Origin of the sequence: Rhodococcus sp. ZPP (assembly GCF_017656075.1) — a bacterium.
Lineage (GTDB): Bacteria > Actinomycetota > Actinomycetes > Mycobacteriales > Mycobacteriaceae > Rhodococcus_F > Rhodococcus_F oxybenzonivorans.
Window position 1 is genome coordinate 728,397 of sequence record NZ_CP058639.1, and the last position, 18,767, is coordinate 747,163.

At 68.8% G+C, this 18,767-nt stretch carries 19 protein-coding genes and 2 pseudogenes; 6 read left to right on the top strand and 15 right to left on the bottom strand.

Going from position 1 to position 18,767, the window contains the following annotated elements; translation table 11 throughout:
- Positions 1-9: 9 nt before the first annotated feature.
- From HYG77_RS34630 to HYG77_RS34655, 6 genes are all read right to left on the bottom strand, one after another.
- On the bottom strand, positions 10-1,551 hold the full coding sequence (locus tag HYG77_RS34630; protein WP_208964084.1) for a multicopper oxidase family protein: 1,542 nt from the start codon (positions 1,549-1,551) through the stop codon (positions 10-12).
- Positions 1,552-1,675: 124 nt separating this feature from the next.
- Positions 1,676-2,965 (bottom strand): MFS transporter, encoded by a 1,290-nt coding sequence (locus HYG77_RS34635; RefSeq protein ID WP_208964085.1) that lies wholly within the window; start codon positions 2,963-2,965, stop codon positions 1,676-1,678.
- Positions 2,962-4,080 carry a PLP-dependent cysteine synthase family protein gene (locus HYG77_RS34640; RefSeq protein ID WP_208964086.1) on the bottom strand — a complete coding sequence of 373 codons (1,119 nt, stop codon included), beginning with the start codon at positions 4,078-4,080 and terminating at the stop codon, positions 2,962-2,964. Before HYG77_RS34640 ends, HYG77_RS34635 begins: the two co-directional genes overlap by 4 nt.
- A 108-nt stretch (positions 4,081-4,188) precedes the next feature.
- Positions 4,189-4,578 (bottom strand): hypothetical protein, encoded by a 390-nt coding sequence (locus tag HYG77_RS34645; protein ID WP_208964087.1) that lies wholly within the window; start codon positions 4,576-4,578, stop codon positions 4,189-4,191.
- A 113-nt stretch (positions 4,579-4,691) separates the two neighbouring features.
- On the bottom strand, positions 4,692-5,654 hold the full coding sequence (locus HYG77_RS34650; protein ID WP_244461501.1) for a M56 family metallopeptidase: 963 nt from the start codon (positions 5,652-5,654) through the stop codon (positions 4,692-4,694).
- Positions 5,651-6,031, bottom strand: a complete 381-nt coding sequence (locus HYG77_RS34655) for a BlaI/MecI/CopY family transcriptional regulator (protein ID WP_208964088.1) — start codon at positions 6,029-6,031, stop codon at positions 5,651-5,653. The genes HYG77_RS34650 and HYG77_RS34655 overlap by 4 nt, the downstream gene beginning before the upstream one ends.
- A 318-nt stretch (positions 6,032-6,349) precedes the next feature.
- Here HYG77_RS34655 and HYG77_RS34660 point away from each other — a divergent pair, with 318 nt between their 5' ends.
- The 4 genes and pseudogenes from HYG77_RS34660 to HYG77_RS41065 form a co-directional block, all read left to right on the top strand.
- Positions 6,350-7,003 carry a TlpA disulfide reductase family protein gene (locus HYG77_RS34660; RefSeq protein WP_244461502.1) on the top strand — a complete coding sequence of 218 codons (654 nt, stop codon included), beginning with the start codon at positions 6,350-6,352 and terminating at the stop codon, positions 7,001-7,003.
- Positions 7,000-7,617, top strand: coding sequence for a TlpA disulfide reductase family protein (locus tag HYG77_RS34665; protein WP_208964089.1), 618 nt, complete (start codon positions 7,000-7,002; stop codon positions 7,615-7,617). The genes HYG77_RS34660 and HYG77_RS34665 overlap by 4 nt, the downstream gene beginning before the upstream one ends.
- Positions 7,614-8,430: pseudogene (locus tag HYG77_RS34670) on the top strand (cytochrome c biogenesis protein CcdA). The gene HYG77_RS34665 and the pseudogene HYG77_RS34670 overlap by 4 nt, the downstream one beginning before the upstream one ends.
- A 1,208-nt stretch (positions 8,431-9,638) precedes the next feature.
- Positions 9,639-10,040: pseudogene (locus HYG77_RS41065) on the top strand (M23 family metallopeptidase); the annotation flags it as partial.
- A gap of 36 nt (positions 10,041-10,076) precedes the next feature.
- On the opposite strand, the gene HYG77_RS34680 reads toward HYG77_RS41065, so the two are convergent.
- Positions 10,077-10,592, bottom strand: coding sequence for a DUF2269 domain-containing protein (locus HYG77_RS34680; RefSeq protein WP_208964282.1), 516 nt, complete (start codon positions 10,590-10,592; stop codon positions 10,077-10,079).
- A gap of 2 nt (positions 10,593-10,594) precedes the next feature.
- Positions 10,595-10,888, bottom strand: a complete 294-nt coding sequence (locus tag HYG77_RS34685) for a hypothetical protein (protein ID WP_208964304.1) — start codon at positions 10,886-10,888, stop codon at positions 10,595-10,597.
- Between the two features lie 111 nt (positions 10,889-10,999).
- On the opposite strand from HYG77_RS34685, the gene HYG77_RS34690 reads away from it, so the two are divergent.
- On the top strand, positions 11,000-11,572 hold the full coding sequence (locus HYG77_RS34690) for a TetR/AcrR family transcriptional regulator (RefSeq protein ID WP_208964090.1): 573 nt from the start codon (positions 11,000-11,002) through the stop codon (positions 11,570-11,572).
- Positions 11,573-11,633: 61 nt separating this feature from the next.
- Here the strand turns inward: HYG77_RS34690 and HYG77_RS34695 are convergent, their stop codons facing one another.
- The 4 genes from HYG77_RS34695 to HYG77_RS34710 form a co-directional block, all read right to left on the bottom strand.
- Positions 11,634-13,766 (bottom strand): copper-translocating P-type ATPase, encoded by a 2,133-nt coding sequence (locus tag HYG77_RS34695; protein WP_208964091.1) that lies wholly within the window; start codon positions 13,764-13,766, stop codon positions 11,634-11,636.
- A 24-nt stretch (positions 13,767-13,790) separates the two neighbouring features.
- Entirely contained in the window at positions 13,791-14,018 is a 228-nt protein-coding gene (locus HYG77_RS34700; RefSeq protein ID WP_208964092.1) for a heavy metal-associated domain-containing protein, read from the bottom strand.
- 65 nt (positions 14,019-14,083) lie between these two features.
- Positions 14,084-14,803, bottom strand: a complete 720-nt coding sequence (locus tag HYG77_RS34705; protein ID WP_208964093.1) for a DUF305 domain-containing protein — start codon at positions 14,801-14,803, stop codon at positions 14,084-14,086.
- A gap of 59 nt (positions 14,804-14,862) precedes the next feature.
- A complete protein-coding gene (locus HYG77_RS34710) occupies positions 14,863-15,270 on the bottom strand; it encodes a four-helix bundle copper-binding protein (protein WP_208964094.1) in 408 nt (135 codons plus the stop codon).
- A 144-nt stretch (positions 15,271-15,414) separates the two neighbouring features.
- Here HYG77_RS34710 and HYG77_RS34715 point away from each other — a divergent pair, with 144 nt between their 5' ends.
- Positions 15,415-15,807: a metalloregulator ArsR/SmtB family transcription factor gene (locus HYG77_RS34715; protein WP_208964095.1), complete on the top strand. Its 393-nt coding sequence runs from the start codon at positions 15,415-15,417 to the stop codon at positions 15,805-15,807.
- A 27-nt stretch (positions 15,808-15,834) separates the two neighbouring features.
- Here HYG77_RS34715 and HYG77_RS34720 read toward each other — a convergent pair whose 3' ends face one another.
- The 3 genes from HYG77_RS34720 to HYG77_RS34730 form a co-directional block, all read right to left on the bottom strand.
- On the bottom strand, positions 15,835-16,176 hold the full coding sequence (locus HYG77_RS34720) for a metal-sensitive transcriptional regulator (RefSeq protein ID WP_208964283.1): 342 nt from the start codon (positions 16,174-16,176) through the stop codon (positions 15,835-15,837).
- Between the two features lie 23 nt (positions 16,177-16,199).
- Complete coding sequence (locus HYG77_RS34725) at positions 16,200-16,367, bottom strand: hypothetical protein (RefSeq protein WP_208964096.1); 168 nt, start codon at positions 16,365-16,367, stop codon at positions 16,200-16,202.
- Between the two features lie 116 nt (positions 16,368-16,483).
- Positions 16,484-18,742, bottom strand: a complete 2,259-nt coding sequence (locus tag HYG77_RS34730; RefSeq protein ID WP_208964097.1) for a heavy metal translocating P-type ATPase — start codon at positions 18,740-18,742, stop codon at positions 16,484-16,486.
- Between the last annotated feature and the right edge of the window lie 25 nt (positions 18,743-18,767).

Sequence of the window (18,767 nt, forward strand, 5' to 3'; positions counted from 1 at the left end):
GACAGGGGGTTATTCGGTGTAGGACAGGGTGGTCATCATCCCGGCCTCACCGTGATAGAGGTTGTGGCAGTGCACCAGCCACTGACCGGGGTTGTCCGCATCGAGGTCGACCTCGACGCTCTGGTTCGGCAGCACCAGGGTGGTGTCCTTGCGGGGACCGGCGCCCTGGCCGTCGACGACCTGGAAGGTGTGCCCGTGCAGGTGCATGGGATGAAACATCATGGTCTGGTTGACGAACCGCAGCCGCACCCGCTGACCTTGGCTGATCTCGAGCGGGGTGTGCTCGCCGTAGGCGGCGCCGTTGATCGTCCACCGATACCCGGACATGTCCATCCCCAGCATCAGCTCGTGCACCCGGTCCGGGGCCCGGCGGTCGAGCCGAACATCCTCGCGGGCGCGCAGCACCAGGCCGGTGATCGGGGGTGCGTCGAGCTCGGCAGGCCGCACACCCGGGTCGAGTCGCCCGCCGGCCCCGGTGCGGATCACCGCGAACCCCTGCCCCTGCTTGCCCTCGGCGGAGGCGACGAGGGGGAAAACCCCGTCACCGAGGGTGACGATCGCATCGAACCGCTCACCCATACCGATCAGCAGCGATGACCCGGTGACCGGCTGCACCGGATATCCGTCGCTGTGGGTGACGGTCAGCTGATGGCCACCGACGGCGAGGCGGAACGCGGTGTCCGCGCCGGCGTTGATGATCCGCAGCCGCACCCGCTGACCGGGGCGGGCCCGCACCGTGAACGGGTCGGCGCCGAGGGTGCCGTTGATCAGGTAGTAGGGGTACTGCACGTCGCCGGTGTCGGCGCCGAGCGGGTTCCCCGGATCGACCGGTGCCCCCATCCCCATCCCGCTCATGCCGCCGTGGCCCATGCCGCTCATCGGCATCCCGCCCCGGCGCAGGGCGTCGAGTTGCTGGTCCGGGCTGCCGCCGGCCACCCCGTCGAGCCAGTCATCGAGCACCAGAACGGCCTCGAGGTCGTAATCGGCGCCTTCGGCGGGGTCTTCCACGATGACCGGGGCGTAGAGGCCCCGGTCGAACTGCATCCCGACGTGGGGGTGAAGCCAGTGGGTGCCGGCGTCCGGGGCGAGGAACTCGTAGGTGAACGGGCTGTGCGGGGCGATGGCGGACTGGGTCAACCCGGGCACCCCGTCCATGTCGTTGCGCAACGCGAGGCCGTGCCAGTGGATGGTCGACTCGGCCGGTAGGTCGTTGCTCAGCTCGGCGCGGAGCAGATCCCCGCGTCGCAGCCGGATTTCCCGGCCGGGGATCCGGTCGCCGTAGGCCCAGGTATCGACCTGCACACCACCCAGGTCGATCCGGGTCGGCCGGGCCTGCAGCGAGGCGCGGACCGTGTTCCCGGTCCCGATATTGGCTCGGCGGACCTGCTCGGCCGCCCGCACCGCCGCCGAGTCGGGGCCGACAGGGGTGGACACCGCTGCGGCGCCGCCGCCCCTGCTGCACGCGGCCGCCGTCGCCGCTACCCCCAGGCCGGCCAGCGTCAGAAAGTTCCGGCGCGACAGGCGGGCGGCGCCGGGAAACGGTTCGATCATGCACAACTCCTGTTCGGACGCAGCGGAGGGCACGGGACACCTCGGCCGAGCACCCCACCCAATCTACGTAGTTGCATAGTAGATGGGTTGGCGTGGGGGCCTGACCAGGTCGTAAACCCGGCTGCTAGCTCGCGGCCGGTACCTCGTCGGTCTCGGTCACAGCCGGTTCGGTCGGTGGCGGGTCGAGCCGGGCGGAGCGGTCGAGCAGGTACAGGGCGACCACACACACCGCCCCGACACCGGTCAACGCCACCCAGATCAGCGCACCCAGTTCCGCATCGCGCAGGATCCCGAAGACGGCACCGGTGCCCAGGTTGCCGAGCAGGATCCCCACGCCGACGACGGTGTTGTAGAAGCCGTAATGGGTGGCCACGAGCCGGCCGCCGGAGAGGGCGACGACGGTGTCCATCTCGAACGGAAACACCGCGGCGGTGCCGACCGCCAACAGGGCGGCGGTCAGTACCAGGGCGCCGGCGGCGGCCCACCCACCGAGGGTGGCCGGGCCCGGTAGCGCGATCAGCGGCAGGAACGCCAGCGCCATGATCGCCATGCCGACCACCAGGGACCGTCCCGAACCCCACCGGCGGGAGAACCAGGACGTGATCCGCAGCTGCCCGGCGATCGCCACCACCCCCGAGACCACGAACAGCGAGGTCACCAGGGCGGTGTCGGACCGGCCGTCGCCGACCACCACCGCCGCCTGCAGGGGCAGCGCCAGATAGATCTGGAACGAGAGCACGTAGGACCCGATCATCGCCAGCGCGAACAGCACGAAGGGCCGGTTGGCGACCACCACCCGCCAGTCCTCGAGGACCGACGTCTTGGCCGTGGGCGTTGCGGCCTTGTGCGCGGGCAGCGCCCAGATCTGCACGATCGTCAGCACGGCGAAGACCGCGGCCGCGGCCAGCGCGGTGACCCGGAAATCGAGGGTGGTCAGGGCGAGGCCGATCAACGGGCCCAGCAGAATCCCGGCCTGATAGAACACGTTGAACACCGCGAACGCCTCGACCCGCCGTGGCCCCGCGTCGGCGGCCAGATACGCCCGCACCGCCGGATTGAACAGCGCCCCGGCGAACCCGGTGGCCACCGAGGCGAGCAGGATCGCCGGCAGCGATTCCACGGCCGCGAGCAGCACGAACCCGGCGACCCGCAGCAGGCAGCCGGCGACGATCAGCGGTTTGTAGCCGAGGCGGTCGGCGAGGGTGCCGCCGAGCAGGAACATTCCCTGCTGGGAGAAGTTCCGCATACCCAGCACCAGGCCGACCGCCCACGCCGCCAGACCCAGGGGTCCGGCCAGGTACCCGGCCAGATACGGCATCAGCATGTAAAAGCCCACGTTGATGGAGAACTGGTTGACCATCAGCACCTGGGCGGGCCGGTCGAAGCTGCGGAACTGGGTCAGAAGGTTGTTCATGAAACGCTCTCTGTGGGATCGACCACGGTGGCGCACCGGGTCCAGGACTGCACGATCTGGTCGGTCGGGTGGTCGATGGTCGCCGGCTCGGTCGGCGGGTTCGCGTTCAGCAGGCCGTGCTCGGCGCAGTAGTCGTCGTTGTAGATGGTGTCGAAGTAGCGTTGCGGACCGTCGGGGAAGACCGCCGCGACCCGGGTGTCCGGTGGGCTGGTGCGGGCGATCCACCCGGCGGTCAACGCGACGGCGCCGACGCTCCAGCCGCCGCTGGCGTGGTGGGTGGCGGCCAGGGTGCGGCACGACCACACCGCCTCGTGCGGGGCCACCCAGTGCACCTCGTCGAACGCGGGATAGTCGATGTTGTCGGGATAGATGCTCGAGCCGAGCCCGCGCATCAGCCGGGTACTGGCGGGTTGCCCGAAGATGGTCGATCCGACGGTGTCGACGCCGACCAGTTTCAGGTCGGGGTTGAACTGGCGCAGCACCCGGGCCACACCGGCGGAGTGCCCGCCGGTGCCCACCGAGCACACCAGCGTGTCGACGCGGCCGAGCTGGGCGATGAGTTCGTGCGCGAGCGACTCGTACGCCTCGACATTGTCAGGGTTGGTGTATTGATCCGGGCACCACGACCCGGGATGGGCAGCGAGGAGTTCGGCGACCTTCTCGCGCCGGGCCTGCTGCCAGCCGCCGGTGGGATGGGGGGTGGTGACCAATTCGACGTGGGCGCCGTAGGCGGCGAGCATCCGGTGCACGATCGGTTCCAGACCGGGGTCGGTGACCAGGGTGACGGGATGGTGATGGGTGATCCCGGCCAACGCCAGGCCCAGGCCGAGGGTTCCGCTGGTGGATTCGATGATCGTTGCCCCGGGGGCGAGGTCACCGCGCGCCTTCGCCTTCTCGACCATGTGTAGGGCGGGGCGGTCTTTCATCCCGCCGGGATTGCTGCCTTCGAGTTTCGCCCAGAAGCCGCGGCCGGAATCGGCGAACGGTTCACCGATCCACAGCACGGGAGTGTTGCCGACCATGGTGCTCGGTTGCGGGCACCGGTGAGCGTCGGCCGGCAGCGGGGCGGCGGAGGAGGAGGGTGGAACGAGGGTGGCAGGAACAGCACTGTTCATGATGAAAAGAAATCCCTGTATGTGACTGCGACAAGAGCAGTGGGTGAGTGATGGGCAGCGCGAGCTGGGCCACGAGGGAAAGTCCTCAGATGGCCTGCGGGCTGCTGATCAGCACCTGTTGATACAGAGTTCGTTCAAGACGGTCCGGCCGGGCCGGATGGGGATGGGCACGTCCGGCGGGGCCCGCGGAGTGCGCGGCGCCGACAGCACCACCAGCACCACCGCCAGTGCCATCGCGACGACCGCGGCGATGGTCAGCGGGCGGAGCGGATTGTCGGCCCGGGGCATCGCGACGACGGTGTGCGCCTCGTGGGACACGTGGGTCGATCCGTCGTCGACGTGCGCGTGCCCGGGCGTGAGTTCATCGGCCGGAAGGGCTGACGAGGAGGAGACGTGGACGTCCTCGCCCTCGTGACCGTGCGCGAGGAAGATGCCGCACTGGGCGATCGTGTGCGCGAGCAGATATAGGACAGCGGCGACCGCAACTACCGTCCGCATACGCGGGGGGCGTATCGCAAGAGCCGTCACAATTTCCCGACTGTAGCAGCCATGACCTGGGCGTTGGTCCAGATAACTCGGGGATGTGGGTGCGCGGTGTTGATCCCCGCTGGTCACCAAGCCGCCGGGAGGCACCACATGTTTCCGGTCACCTCGAGTACGGCCAGAACGATCGGGGCGGCGCTCAGTGCGGCGGCCACGGCCGCCGACAACACCTGCACCCGCATCTTCGCCGACCGCGGCGGTGGGGAGGCCAGTCGTCCGGCCCGGTCCAGGAGGGCGATGTTGCCGGCGCCGAGGGCACCATCGGGGACCTGCGCCGGAGCGGACAACGCGATCAGACCGGTGAGCAGGGTCCGCGAGCCGTGCCCGCGGGCGGCGGAGTCGTCGGCGCACATCTCCAGCAGGCGAGCCACCTCGATCGCGCCGGCGGTGAACACGGTGATGCCGGGCAGGGCGGCGGCCAGTACCCGCAGGACGGCGAGTATCTGCGCGTGATGTCCGGCCAGATGGGCCCGTTCGTGCGCGAGGACGGCCTGGACCTGCCGGTCGTCGAGGGCCGCGAGGGCGGCGGTGGTGATCACCACGGCGTGTGGGCGTCCTGCGGCGCAGTAGGCGACGCGCTCGGCGTTGTCGATGACCATCGCATCGACGCCGGGCACCCGGCGGCCGATCAGGCGGGCGCGGCGGGCGTGTCCGTGGGTGTGCATCCGCAGACGCACCAGACCCACAACGAGTCGGCCACCGATCCACGCGGTGGCCGACACTACCGCCGCGGCGACCGCGACTCCCACCATCTCGAAGACGGTGTCGGCGCCACCGACCGTCTCCTGCAGGCGGGCCAGGCACGCCCCGATCATCGAGCCGCCGGGAAGAGTCCGGTACCGGAGCAGATCGGACACAACCAGCAGTGCGGCCATCGCCCATGAGAGCACCACGGCGGCGATCGCCGCAGTCCAGGCGAGCACGCCCAGTCGCGGGGCGAGGCCGCCATGGGTCAGGCGCCGCAGCACCGGGGGACCGACAACGGCCACGATCCCACTGAACAGCAGGAAACACGCCGCTGCGCTCATCATCGGGCGGCGTCCTCGTCGGCGGCCATCCGCTGCAACGCCACCCGAAGACCGGCGGCCTCCTCCTCGCTCATCTGCTCGAAGAAGTGGGTCAAGACCACATCCGACCTGCCGCCGGAGTGGAAGGCCTCCCGCATCAACCGGGCGCTGTGCTCCTCCCGGGTCAGGGTGGGCCAGTACCGGAACGCCTTGCCGCTGCGCTCGCGCTCGAGCCAGCCCTTGCGGTGCAGGTTGTCCATCGTCGACATCACCGTGGTGTACGCAATCTCCCGGTCCCGGCTCATGTCGTCGAACACCTCACGCACCGTGGTCGCTTCCTCTCGATCCCACAGCCGTTCCATCACCACCGCTTCGAGTTCCCCGAACCCGCGCACCCGCATTGCCGTCTCCCGCCGTCTTCGTCGTCCCAGAGTACGACGCCGACCCCGTGCCGGTGCGTCGGCTCGGCGTCCGCCCACCTGCGGCAACGGACGAAACCACGCTTGATCTACTATCTACGTACGTACTACGTATTTTGGTGTCGGAAACGGTCATCGATCGACGAATGGGAGTGGAAGCGATGCTGGAGATGTTGGGCAACCTGCAAGCATGGTGGGACTGCCAGATGATGATGATGAACGGGCAGATGTGCCAGATGTGCGAGATGTGCTCGAGGATGATGTCCTCGTAGCAGCCTACGGATTTTCGAGAACCACGACATGAGCCGTCCCATGCCGGTCGGTGTTCGCTGGCTGGTGCCGGTCTTGGCCGTGATCGTCGTGCTGATAGTCGCCCTCTGGCCACGACAAGCGGACCAGGACCTCTCGACCGGGTTGTCCTCTCCCGAGACCGGCCGCGGAAGTAATCAGGCCGAACTGGACCGGCTCGCCGCGACGGCGGCGCTCCAGCCGTGCCCGACCGCCAAGGCGGTGCCGGACACCGAGGCGTCCAGCGGACCGCTCGGCGGTATCCGCGCCCGTTGCCTCGGCTCGGCCGCCGAGGTCGATCTCGGTGCTGTCCTGAACGGGGAGCCGACCCTGATCAACCTGTGGGCCTCCTGGTGTGGACCGTGCCGGGAGGAGATTCCCGTCCTCGAGGCATACGCCCACACCCCGGGTGCGGTCCGCGTCGTCGGCGTCGATGTCGAAGACAGCGCCACCGCCGCACTCGCGCTGCTGACCGAACTGGGGGCGCACTACCCGTCCTTCGGCGACACCGACACCGCCGCGCTGCGCGGCGCGCTCGCCGCACCGCCGGTACTACCGATGAGTTTCCTGCTCCGCCCGGACGGCTCGATTCACCGCATCACCACGCCTGCGGTCTTCGACGATCCCACCCAAATCCACCGAGCCGTCAGCGAGTTGTCCTCATGAGCACCCCGAGGCCGCGGCGGCGGCCGGTCCACCGCAGAGCCGTCCTCGCCGCAGCCTGCACGGCCCTGCTCACCGCGACGGCATGCGCCACCGGCGCGGACGCCGTCGCCCAGGGCGGCACCTTCGACTTCGTCGCCCCCGGCGGCCAGACGGACATCTTCTACGACCCACCCGACGTCCGCGGGTCCATCGGCCCGCTGACTGGCCCCGAGTTGATGACCGACGAATCTGTCTCGCTCGCCGATTACGCCGGGAAGGTCGTGGTGATCAACCTGTGGGGGCAATGGTGCGCCCCCTGCCGCAGCGAGGCCGACGACCTCGAGCGTGCGTTCACCGCGACCAAGGACCTCGGCGTGCAGTTCCTCGGCATCAACGTGCGCGACCCGCACCGCGACAAGGCGCAGGACTTCGTTACCGCCAACGCCGTGTCCTATCCCTCCATCTACGACCCACCTATGCGCACCCTGCTCGCCCTCGGCGGAAGCTACCCCACCAGCGTCATCCCCTCCACCCTGATCCTGGACCGCGATCACAAGGTCGCCGCCGTCTACCTGCGGGCCCTGCTCACCGAGGACCTGCAGCCGGTGATCGAACGAATAGCGGCCGAATCATGAACCTGCTCGCTCAAGAAGTCGGCACCAGCTTTCAGACCGCCGCCGCCACCGGACCCATGCTCCTGGCGCTCGGGGCTGCTGCCCTGGCCGGGCTGGTCTCCTTCGCCTCGCCGTGCTGCATTCCCCTCGTTCCGGGATACCTGTCCTACCTGGCCGGAATCGCCGGAGCCGAAACCTCCACCGACCCGGCCGGCGACACCCGGGTGAGAACCGCGGCCAGGATCCGGGTCACCGGCGCCGCCCTTCTGTTCGTCACCGGCTTCACGGTCGTCTTCGTCCTCGCCACCGCCTCGGTCTTCGGACTGATCAGCGTCCTGCAACTGAACCGGGAACTGCTCCAACGCCTCGGCGGCGTCATCACCATCGTCATGGGGTTGGCGTTCATCGGACTGATCCCGGCACTACAGAAGGACACCCGGCCCCGTTTGGCCCCGTCCCCGACGGGTAGGGCACCTCGCCGGCGCACCACTGCTCGGGGCGGTCTTCGCGCTGGGCTGGACACCCTGCCTCGGGCCGACTCTCGCCGGCGTCCTGTCCGTCAGTGCCGGAACCGAAGGCGCCACGGCCGCGAGGGGTGTGGTGTTGATCATCGCCTACTGCGCCGGCCTGGGATTGCCCTTCATCCTGCTCGCCTTCGGCTCGACCAGGGCCATCGCCGGGGCGGCCTGGTTGCGCCAGCACTCGCGGACCATCCAAATCGTCGGTGGGATCGCCCTCATCGTGGTCGGGCTCGCTCTGCTGACCGGAGCGTGGGATCTGTTCATCGCCTGGCTCCGGGACGAGTTCGTCAGCAACGTCGTGCTACCGATCTGACTGATGTGTCTGATGTAAGCCGTGGGAAAGAAGAACATTATCGGCACTGAAGGGAAGGAAATGCACTAACGTTACGGCGTGTCGTCTTGACTTACTCGCGCCGCCTCGTTCGTTCGGTTGACCCGTTCATCGTCGGAGCGTGAATTTCAGAAGGGACCGCGATGCGAGGCACAACAGGCGCTTTCGCCGCACGTAAGAGACTTACCGCGCTGGTCGTCGGTGGATCGACCGCCACCGCCGCGCTCTTTCTCGCCGGTGCGCCGACCGCATCCGCCACCCACGTGTCCGCGCCGTCGTCGTTCGCGGCCGCGGTCGCCAATGCGCTGACCATGACCGCGGATACCGCCGACCCGGACGTGGTCATCGTCGACCCCAGCCTCTGGCAGAAGGTGGCGAACATAGCCTCCACCAGCCTGCAGAACGCGCAGGCCAACGGATCCCTCGAGGACGCTCTGGCCACCCAGCAGATGCTCACGAGTTGCCTGGGAGCGTGGGCGGCGCACGGCGAACCCGGCATCGGCGGTGCCCTGAGCGCCTGCACCGATGAACTCGACAGCATCGACGCGAGCATCGGCCCGAGATTGCTCGCTGCCCTCGAATACGACCCTCCCACCGGTGCGTCGCCACCGATCTCGGCGCCGCCGGACCTCTCCGGAACCTCCACCGAACCGTCGGGTGAGACCGCCGCCGCGGTCGATGAATCCACGGCCGCGGAGGATCCCGAGGCGCCCGGAGCAGCCAGCGCGCCTCCCGCGGCAACCGATTCCACCGCACCGCAGTACGAGACCTCCCCGGAGGGGCCCAGCACACCGGCCGGCGCGACCACTGCACCACAAGAGACCACGGTCGAGCCGATGACGCCGTCGACGGAAGCACTGGCCGAGGGGGCGGCGGAGGTGTCCCCCGAAACCGGCGCGGGCATCGGGACCGAGACCGAGGGCCACGACGAGACCGGTGTCCACGATGGCACCGAAACGCTCGATGGCACCGAGTCTCTCGATGGCACCGAAACGCTCGATGGCACCGAAACGCTCGATGGCACCGAATCTCTCGACGGCACCGAATCTCTCGAAGGAACTGAAACTCCTGACGGCACCGAAACCCTTGATGAGACTCACCCCAGTGACGGGACGGATCCGCACGACGAGGAAGCTGGCGCGGCGCAGGAAGACCCGGCGCCGGCACCGCAACCGAAGACCTGGAATCGGCCCGGGAGCCGCGCGTTCGTGGCACCGTCGTCCGGCACGATCACCTCACCCTTCGGGGACGGGCGCGATCACGGCGGCATCGATATCGCCAACACGTTGGGCGCGCCGATCGTCGCGGTCGCCGACGGGGAGGTCATCAACGCCGGACCCGCCCAGGGGTACGGGCTGTGGGTGCGAATTCGGCACGACGACGGCACCATCACCACCTACGGCCACAACAACGACAACCTCGTCGAGGTCGGCCAGCGCGTGAAAGCCGGCCAGAAGATCGCCACCATCGGGAACCGGGGCAATTCGACCGGGCCGCACCTGCACTTCGAAGTCGAAACACCCGACGGGGACAAGACCGACCCCCTCGCATGGCTCACCAAACGAGGGGCATCGATCATCGGCCTGGACTGACGGCTCTATAGCCGGCTGCCCCAAGGTCGGTGTGAGCTACCGGGTCGCCGCCGCACGTCGGCTCCGATACCCGTACGGGGTGATTCCCCGTGGCTTGTACACCGCCAGCACGGTCGCGGCGAGCAACACCAGGACCGCACCACCGGCGTGGACCACGTGGGTCGGATTCCTCAGCACGAGTACATCGGCATCGGTCAGGGTCGTTTGCGCGGCGATGGCGGCGGAGTAATCGATGGTCTGCGTGTACAGCCACAACACGGCCGAGGCGCCGACATTGAGCGCCAGTTTGAACAGCACCCAATAGTGCCGGAGCAGGCCCCACGGGGTGCCCAGCGACGAGATGAGCCCGGTGACCAGCGATGCCAGACTGAGCGGGAGGATCACCGTCCAGACGAGAAGTTCCATCGCGGGATACAGGGCCCGCCCGGTCGGCGTTCCGAAATTCATCAGCGCGGCGATGGCCAACGCCAGATACGTGAGTACCGCACCGAGCCAGCCGACCGAGGCGCAGATGTGCACGGTCCGCGCGAGCTTACGCAGCCCCGGCGACATGCTCACGCAGCGACCGTCCGCACTCCGAGACGATCACCGACAGAACCGCCACCGGCCTGCATGACGTCGACGTCCCCGCTGATCGCGGCAGAGCCGACGGTGGTCCCGGCGGACAGGTGGCGACCGGGGCCATGGTTGCCGCCGCCGAACACCATCATCAGGATCGCCAGCACGAGCAGGATTCCGACGACGATGCCGACGACTTTCACCCAGCGCGACGTCGGTTCACGCCGAGGACCGGCACCACCGTCACCGTCGGGTCGGGAGGAATCGGCGCCGGGAGCGGGGTCGGTCATCGAGGGGTCCTCCATCCGAGCAGCAGGAATTGCCGCCCTATGATTTTTACGATACACAACGTCACGTCTAAATCACACTGTTCTGTGTGCGTCGGTGCGTACACTTGCGGGGTGCCGAAGCTGTGGAACGAGACGATCGAGGAGCATCGCAAAGCCGTCCGCGAGGCGGTCCTGGACGCCACCGCGGCGCTCGTCGCCCACCATGGGCTCGCGGCGGTGACGATGTCGCGGATCGCCGAGGACACCGGTATCGGGCGGGCCACGCTGTACAAATACTTCCCCGACGTACAAGCGATCGTCCTCGCTTGGCACGAACGTCAAATACTCCGTCACCTCGAGCAGCTCGCCGAGGTACGGGACCGCACCGTCGGCGGCGCCGCCGACCGGCTGGGGGCAGTGCTCGCGGCCTACGCCCTGATCCTCCACGAGCACGAGCACACGGTGGACACCGCCGCGCTGCAACGCGGTGAGTACGTCGGCCGGGCGCAGCACCAACTCGCCGACTTCGTCACGGACCTGATCGCCGAGGGTGCCCGCGCCGGCGAACTCAGAGACGACATCGCCGCCGGCGAACTGGCGCGGTATTGCCTGCACGCCCTGACCGCCGCCACCGGGTTTCCCACCCGGGAAGCGGTCCACCGGCTGGTGCAGGTCACCTTGGACGGGGTGCGCCGGGCGCGCTGACCGAGCCCGGCCCGACCTGCCGGGGTGAACCGGTCTGCAGCAGGGCGCTTCACTTCAGAGCTCAGTGCTGCACGAGCCGGGCCGGGTCGAGGTCGAGTCGCCGCAGAAGCTGCGCGTTGAGCGCGACGACGATGGTGGAGACCGACATCAGCACCGCCGCCACTGCCGGGGAGATGGCGACGCCGGCGAAGGCCAGAACCCCGGCGGCCAGCGGGACGGCGATGATGTTGTAACCGGTGGCCCACACCAGGTTCTGCCACATCTTGCGGTAACTGGCCCGCGAGAGGTCGATGATGGAGAGCACCGCGCGGGGGTCGTCGGCGGCAAGGACCACCCCGGCCGATTCGATCGCGACGTCGGTGCCCGCGCCGATCGCGACACCGACCTCGGCCCGCGACAAGGCGGGAGCGTCGTTGACACCGTCGCCGACCATCGCCACTTTGTGGCCGCGGGCCTGCAATTCGGCGACCTTCGCGTCCTTGTTCTCCGGGAGCACGTCCGCGAACACCTCGTCGATACCCAGATCGGCGGCGACGGCGTCGGCGACCTGTCGGGCGTCCCCGGTGATCATGGCGACCTTGATTCCCCGCTGGTGCAGGGCGTCGATTGCCTGGCGGGACTCGTCCCGCACCTTGTCCTCGAGTGCCAGGGCGCCGACCACCTCGCCGCCGCGGACCACGTGCAGCACCGACGCGCCGCGGCCCACCCACGGCTGGGTTGCCGCGGCGACCTCGGGCGGGACGGTGACACCCAGGTCGGCGAGCATGGCCGGCCCACCGACCGACACGTCGGTGCCGTCGATGGTGGCGCGCACGCCGCGGCCCGGCAGGGACCGGAAGTCGGTGGCAGAGCTGCCCGCTGAAGCGGGGACCGTGGCCGCAGCGGCGGCGACGATGGCCCTGGCGACCGGGTGTTCGCTGTCGGCTTCGACGGCGGCGGCGAGGGCGAGGAGATCCTGTTCGGTGAGGGCCGCACTCGCGGCGAGGCCGGTGACGGCATGCTTGCCCTGGGTGAGGGTGCCGGTCTTGTCGAACAGGACCACATCGACGGTCCGCATCCGTTCGAGGGAGAGCCGGTCCTTGACCAAAACTCCTGCCTTGGCGGCGCGTTCGGTGGAGATGGCGATCACCAACGGGATGGCCAGGCCGAGGGCGTGCGGGCACGCGATGACCAGGACCGTGACGGTGCGGACCACCGCCTCGTCGAGGTTGCCGATCAGCGTCCAGACCGCGAAGGTGATGATGCCGGCGAGGGTGGCGAAGTAGAACAGGAAGGCGGCGGCTCGGTCGGCGAGAGCCTGGGCGCGGGAGGAGGATTCCTGCGCGTCGGCCACCATCCGCTGGATGCCGGCCAGGGCGGTGTCCTCGCCGACTGCGGACACCTGCACCCGCAGGGCGCTGTCGGTGGCCACGGTGCCGGCGACCACGGTGTCGCCCACCGCCCGGGGGACGGGCTTGGATTCGCCGGTGATCATCGATTCGTCGACCTCGGCGACGCCGTCGGTGACGGTGCCGTCCGCCGGAATCCGGGCCCCGGCCCGGACCAGGACCAGATCACCGGTGCTCAGTTCGGAGATCGGGACCTCGGTGACCCCGTCGTCGGTGATCTTGTCGGCGGTGTCCGGCAGCAGCGCGGCGAGGGCCTCGAGTGCCCCGGAGGCCGATCCGAGGGCGCGCATCTCGAGCCAGTGCCCGAGCAGCATGATCACGATGAGAAGGGCCAGCTCCCACCAGAAGTCGAGATTGAACCCGCCGAGCTCGAGGGTGGTGACCCAGGAGGCGATGAAGGCCACCGAGATGGCCATGCCGATCAGCAGCATCATCCCGGGCTGACGGGATTGCAGCTCGCTCCAGGCGCCGGTGAGGAAGGGCATGCCGCCGTAGAAGAAGATCACCGTGCCCAGGACCGGGGCAATCCACATCACGCCGGGAAACTCGGGCATGGAGTAGCCGAGGAGGTCGGCGACCATGTGGCTGAAGATCACCACCGGGATCGACAAGGCCAGGCTCACCCAGAACTTGCGGCGGAACACCTCACCGTGGGCGCCGTGGCCTTTGTGTTTGTCCCGGCCACTACCGTGATCGTGTCCGCCGTGATCATGCCCGGCACCGTGGTGTTCGGCCGCCTGCTCAGCGTGATGCCGGTGATCACCGGCGTGGACGCCGGTCTCGGAATGCCCGCTCGGATGCGCCATCGTCAACCCTTCGTGGTCTGGGGGTCAGCTCGCCGGGGTGGCGAGGTGGTAACCGGCTTCCTCGACGGCGCCGCGGATCTGATCGAGCGGCAGCGGCGTGTCGGCGGTGACGGCGACCCGGGACTCGCCGCCGACCGTGAGGTCGATGTCGACGGCGCTCACCCCGTCGAGTTGTTCGATTTCCTCACGCACCGCTTTGACGCAGTGCTCGCAGGTCATCCCGGTGACCGCGTAGGTGTTGGTGGTGCTCACGAAAAGTCCTTTCCGCCCCACGACCGCGGGACGGGAACGGGTCGTGGGGGCAGCCGCATATCGGTTCAGAGGGTCGACAGGATCTGTTCCATGGTGATGATTTCCTGCTGCTGGGTGGTGATGATGTTCTGCGCCATCGCCTTCGCCTGCGCGTTCTGGCCGTCCTCCACCTCGGTCTCGGCCATGGTGATCGCACCCTTGTGGTGCTCGATCATCTGGGTGAGAAAGAGTTTGGCGGCATCGACGCCCTGGGCGTCGCGCAGGGCAGCCATGTCTTCGGCCGACATCATCCCCTCCATGCCCTCGCCGCCCTCCATGCCGGGCATGTCCATTTCACTGGTGCCCGCCGGCGGGATCACCACCGGTGCCTCGGGCATCTGCATTCCGGTGCCCATGGGCATGGACTCGGTCATGTTCATGCCGGTCGTGGTGGTCGCCGCGGTGCCTTCGCCCCACGCGGTCAGCCAGGCGTTGAGTTGCTCGATTTCCGGGCCCTGAGCGGCCTTGATCTGCTGCGCGAGGTCGACCACCCGGGGGTCGATCCCCTGCTTGGCGAGCAGCATGTCACTCATCTCGATCGCCTGGCTGTGGTGGGGAACCATCCCCTCCGCGAAGGCAATATCGGCGTCGTTGTGCTCGGCGGCACCGTTCTCCGCGCTCACCGAGGTGATGCTGGCGGCCGAGGTGGTGGTCGCGGTGCTCTCCTCGGTGCCGGAATCACCGCACGCGGTCAGGGCCAGCAGCAGCGCCGCCGATGCGGCGCAGGCGGCGAGGGACTTGTTCATCGACAACAACCTTCTCTCTTCTTTTCGTCTTTTCGGCGGATGCGGTGACGCAGACGGGGTCAGTCGAGTGCGGCGAACAACTCGCGGCCGGCGCTCTCACACCGCCGGCACGCATCGGCGCAGACCGAGCAGTGCTCGTGCAGCGAGGCGTGCTCGGCGCACCGATCTCCGCACGACTTGCACGCGGTGACACACGTTTCGAGGACCGCCGCCGTGAGATCGGGATCGAAGCCGGTGTGACGGGAGAGCACCCGCCCGGTGGCCTCGCAGATGTCGGCGCAGTCGAGGTTGGTGCGAATGCAGGCGGTCAGGTCGGCCACCGACGGCTCACTCAGACACGCATCCGCGCAGGCCGTGCACGTCTGCGCGCAGGCGACACACGCCTCGATACAGGACAGAAGTTTCGCCTTGTCGATATGCCGCAGATCCTTCGGATAGCTCTCGAGCATTCTCTCGGCTGTGCTCACGATGACTCCCTTTTCGTGAAGGGGCATGTCGGCGGCGGACGCCGCTGACACAACGTCGGCCACGTCACCCTATACCCGTAAACCCGTACGGGTAAACAGTCGGTCGGGCCGCGGGGCGGGTGTCTCGTGGGTCAGAATGGGTGCATGAGTCACCCGTCCACCACCGAGGGGCACCCGGTCGACCCGGAGCGGGTGGCGCATGCCCGTGAGCGGTTGCTCAGCCGCGACGACGCCGCCCGGTTGAGCAGCATCCTGAGCCTGCTCGCCGACCCCACCCGGACCCGGGTGATCTACGCCCTCGACCTCGCCGAGGAACTATGTGTCGGGGACATCGCCCTGACCCTCGACCTCGGCGAGGACGCCGTCGGGTACGCCCTGCGGATCCTGCGCACCGCCGGAATGGTCACCCGCCGCAAGGCGGGCCGCACCGTCTATTACCGTCTCGCGGACGGGTTTCCGGAACCGTTGCGGATGCATTGCCTGCGCCGCCTCGTCGAGATCTCCGACGAGAACGCCGGGATGGACGACGACGACTGACCCTCGGACGGTGCCGGTGGCGGTGCCTCAGGAGCGGACGAGCCGGGCGATCGCGTCGGTGGCCTCTTTGATCTTCGCCTCCGCTTCGGGACCGCCGGCGACGGCGGCGTCGACGACGCAGTGACTGATGTGGTCTTCGAGCAGTCCCATGGCCACGGCCTGCAGGGCCTTGGTCATCGCGGAGACCTGGGTGAGGATGTCGATGCAGTACTTGTCTTCCTCGACCATCCGCTGCAGTCCGCGGGCCTGGCCTTCGATGCGCTTGAGGCGCTTGAGGTAGGCGTCTTTTTCGGTGATGTAGCCGTGCGCGGCATGGTCATGGCCGTCGGTCTCGGCAGGTGCGTGGGTGGCCGCGGGAGTGGTGGCCATGGTGTCCTCCTGGAATCCGAGTGTCATGCCGAGCACCCCCGATTATGCCCGCCCGGGGTATCCGGGGCGGGGTGTGGGCCCTCGACACGGCGGCCGATCGCCGATGCGGCGCACATCACCGCGCACCGGGCCGCCGCCCGGGTCCCGGGGTGCCGGGCGAGGCGCACCAACGTCGTTGCCACCGTTGCCATGATCTTGTCCTTTCGGAACTGCACATCGATGAAAGGTGTGGGTGGGGCGGGCGCTGCATGCCCCACCCGGTGCCGACCTGGGCGCGTTTGACCCCTCCTGGCGGTGTTTCCTGCGGTTATCCGGTGAGGGACCGGAATCGGCGCAGCCGCAGGCTGTTGCTGACCACGAACACCGACGAGAACGCCATCGCCGCACCGGCGAGCATCGGGTTGAGCAGCCCGGCCGCGGCCAGGGGGAGGGCGGCGACGTTGTAGGCGAAGGCCCAGAACAGGTTGCCCTTGATGGTGCCCAACGTCTTGCGGGCCAACCGGATCGCGTCGGCGGCGGCGCGGAGGTCCCCGCGCACCAGCGTCAGGTCACTGGCCTCGATCGCGACGTCGGTGCCGGTGCCCATCGCCAGACCGAGGTCGGCCTGCGCCAGGGCGGCTGCGTCGTTGACACCGTCGCCGACCATCGCGACGACCTTGCCCTGATCCTGCAGCCGTTTGACGACGTCCACCTTGTCGGCGGGCAGCACTTCGGCGATCACCTCGTCGATACCGACCTGGTCGGCGATCGCGCGGGCGGCGGCGGTGTTGTCGCCGGTGAGCATGATCGGCGTCATGCCCAGCCTGCGCAGCTGTCCGATCGCCTCGGCGGAGGTGGCCTTGACGGCGTCGGCGACGACGAGCACGGCGCGGGCCTTACCGTCCCAGCCGACTGCGACGGCGGTCTTGCCCTCGGATTCGGCTGCGGTCATGGCCGCTTCGAGATCGGCGGGTAGGTGCTGTGCCCAGTCCGCGAGGAGCCGGGCCCGGCCGACGACCACCGCGTGCTCGTCGATCATGCCCTGCACTCCGAGGCCTTCGATGTTGGTGAACTGCTCCACCTTCGGCAGGGCGCCGACCTTGTCGCGGGCGCCCTTGGCGATGGCCGCGGCGATGGGGTGCTCGGAGGAATCCTCGAGGGCGCCGGCCAGGCGCAGCACCTGCATGGTGTCTTCGCCGTCGGCGGTGATCACATCGAGCAGGGTCATCTTGCCGGTGGTGACGGTGCCGGTCTTGTCGAGCACCACGGTGTCGACGCGGCGGGTCGATTCGAGGACCTCGGGCCCCTTGATCAGGATGCCGAGCTGGGCGCCGCGGCCGGTGCCGACCATCAGCGCGGTCGGGGTGGCCAGGCCGAGGGCGCAGGGGCAGGCGATGATCAGTACGGCGACGGCGGCGGTGAACGCGGCCGCGAGGCCGCCGCCGGTGCCGATCCAGAAACCCAGCGTGGCGACGGACAGGGCGATGACGATCGGGACGAAGATTCCAGAGATCTTGTCGGCCAACCGTTGCGCCTGCGCCTTACCGGTCTGCGCGTCTTCGACGAGTTTCGCCATCTGCGCGAGCTGGGTGTCGGACCCGATGCGGTTGGCGCGCACGGTGATCCGGCCGCCGACGTTGACGGTGGCGCCCACGACCTGGTCGTCGGGTCCGACCTCGACGGGCACGGATTCGCCGGTGAGCATCGACGCGTCCACCGCGGAAGAGCCGTCGGTGACGACACCGTCGGTGGCGATCTTCTCCCCGGGGCGAACGACGAACTCGTCACCGACGGCCAGTTGATCGACAGGGATGCGCTGCTCGACACCGCCGCGTAGCACCGACACCTCTTTGGCGCCGAGTTCGAGCAGCGCCCGCAGGGCGGCACCGGCGCGCCGCTTGGAGCGGGCCTCGAAGTAGCGGCCGGCGAGGATGAAGGTGGTCACCCCGGCGGCGGCCTCGAGGTAGATGTTGCCGGACCCGTCGGAGCGGGAGATGGTCAGCTCGAACGGGTGGGTCATGCCCGGCATTCCGGCGGTGCCCCAGAACAGCGCATACAGCGACCAGCCCAGGGCGGCGAGGGTGCCCATCGAGATGAGGGTGTCCATCGTGGAGGTGCCGTGCCGCAGGTTGGTGAAGGCGGCCTTGTGGAACGGCCACGCCCCCCACACCACCACCGGGGCGGCGAGGGTGAGCGAAAGCCACTGCCAGTGGGTGAACTGCAGCGCCGGAACCATGGCCATCGCGATCACCGGCACACTGAGCACCAGCGAGACGAGCAGGCGTTGACGCAGTGCCGCCGTGGGATCCGGCTCCGCGGCGGGGCCGGCCGCGGTATCGGCGGCGGGCGGCGCCGGGACCTTGGCGGTGTAGCCGGCCTCCTCGACGGTGGCCACGAGATCCTCGGTCGACACAGCACCGACGTAGTTGACGCGGGCCTTCTCGGTGGCGTAGTTCACCGTGGCGGTGACGCCGTCGAGTTTGTTGAGCTTCTTCTCGATCCGGTTCGCGCACGAGGCGCAGGTCATGCCACCAATTTCGAGCTCGACCCGGCCGTCGGCGGTCGGGTGCTGCGTGACGGAATTCATCGTTCCTCCTCTCCGGTGGTGGTTT

Coding starts and splice junctions, on each gene's coding strand:
- HYG77_RS34685 (WP_208964304.1), bottom strand. CDS start 10,888: ATGACCGACCCCGCTCCCGGCGCCGATTCCTCCCGACCCGACGGTGAC.
- HYG77_RS34720 (WP_208964283.1), bottom strand. CDS start 16,176: ATGGCCACCACTCCCGCGGCCACCCACGCACCTGCCGAGACCGACGGC.
- HYG77_RS34640 (WP_208964086.1), bottom strand. CDS start 4,080: ATGAACAGTGCTGTTCCTGCCACCCTCGTTCCACCCTCCTCCTCCGCC.
- HYG77_RS34680 (WP_208964282.1), bottom strand. CDS start 10,592: ATGTCGCCGGGGCTGCGTAAGCTCGCGCGGACCGTGCACATCTGCGCC.
- HYG77_RS34730 (WP_208964097.1), bottom strand. CDS start 18,742: ATGAATTCCGTCACGCAGCACCCGACCGCCGACGGCCGGGTCGAGCTC.
- HYG77_RS34650 (WP_244461501.1), bottom strand. CDS start 5,654: ATGATGAGCGCAGCGGCGTGTTTCCTGCTGTTCAGTGGGATCGTGGCC.
- HYG77_RS34630 (WP_208964084.1), bottom strand. CDS start 1,551: ATGATCGAACCGTTTCCCGGCGCCGCCCGCCTGTCGCGCCGGAACTTT.
- HYG77_RS34695 (WP_208964091.1), bottom strand. CDS start 13,766: ATGGCGCATCCGAGCGGGCATTCCGAGACCGGCGTCCACGCCGGTGAT.
- HYG77_RS34655 (WP_208964088.1), bottom strand. CDS start 6,031: ATGCGGGTGCGCGGGTTCGGGGAACTCGAAGCGGTGGTGATGGAACGG.
- HYG77_RS34715 (WP_208964095.1), top strand. CDS start 15,415: ATGAGTCACCCGTCCACCACCGAGGGGCACCCGGTCGACCCGGAGCGG.
- HYG77_RS34665 (WP_208964089.1), top strand. CDS start 7,000: ATGAGCACCCCGAGGCCGCGGCGGCGGCCGGTCCACCGCAGAGCCGTC.
- HYG77_RS34725 (WP_208964096.1), bottom strand. CDS start 16,367: ATGGCAACGGTGGCAACGACGTTGGTGCGCCTCGCCCGGCACCCCGGG.
- HYG77_RS34705 (WP_208964093.1), bottom strand. CDS start 14,803: ATGAACAAGTCCCTCGCCGCCTGCGCCGCATCGGCGGCGCTGCTGCTG.
- HYG77_RS34635 (WP_208964085.1), bottom strand. CDS start 2,965: ATGAACAACCTTCTGACCCAGTTCCGCAGCTTCGACCGGCCCGCCCAG.
- HYG77_RS34645 (WP_208964087.1), bottom strand. CDS start 4,578: ATGCGGACGGTAGTTGCGGTCGCCGCTGTCCTATATCTGCTCGCGCAC.
- HYG77_RS34660 (WP_244461502.1), top strand. CDS start 6,350: ATGAGCCGTCCCATGCCGGTCGGTGTTCGCTGGCTGGTGCCGGTCTTG.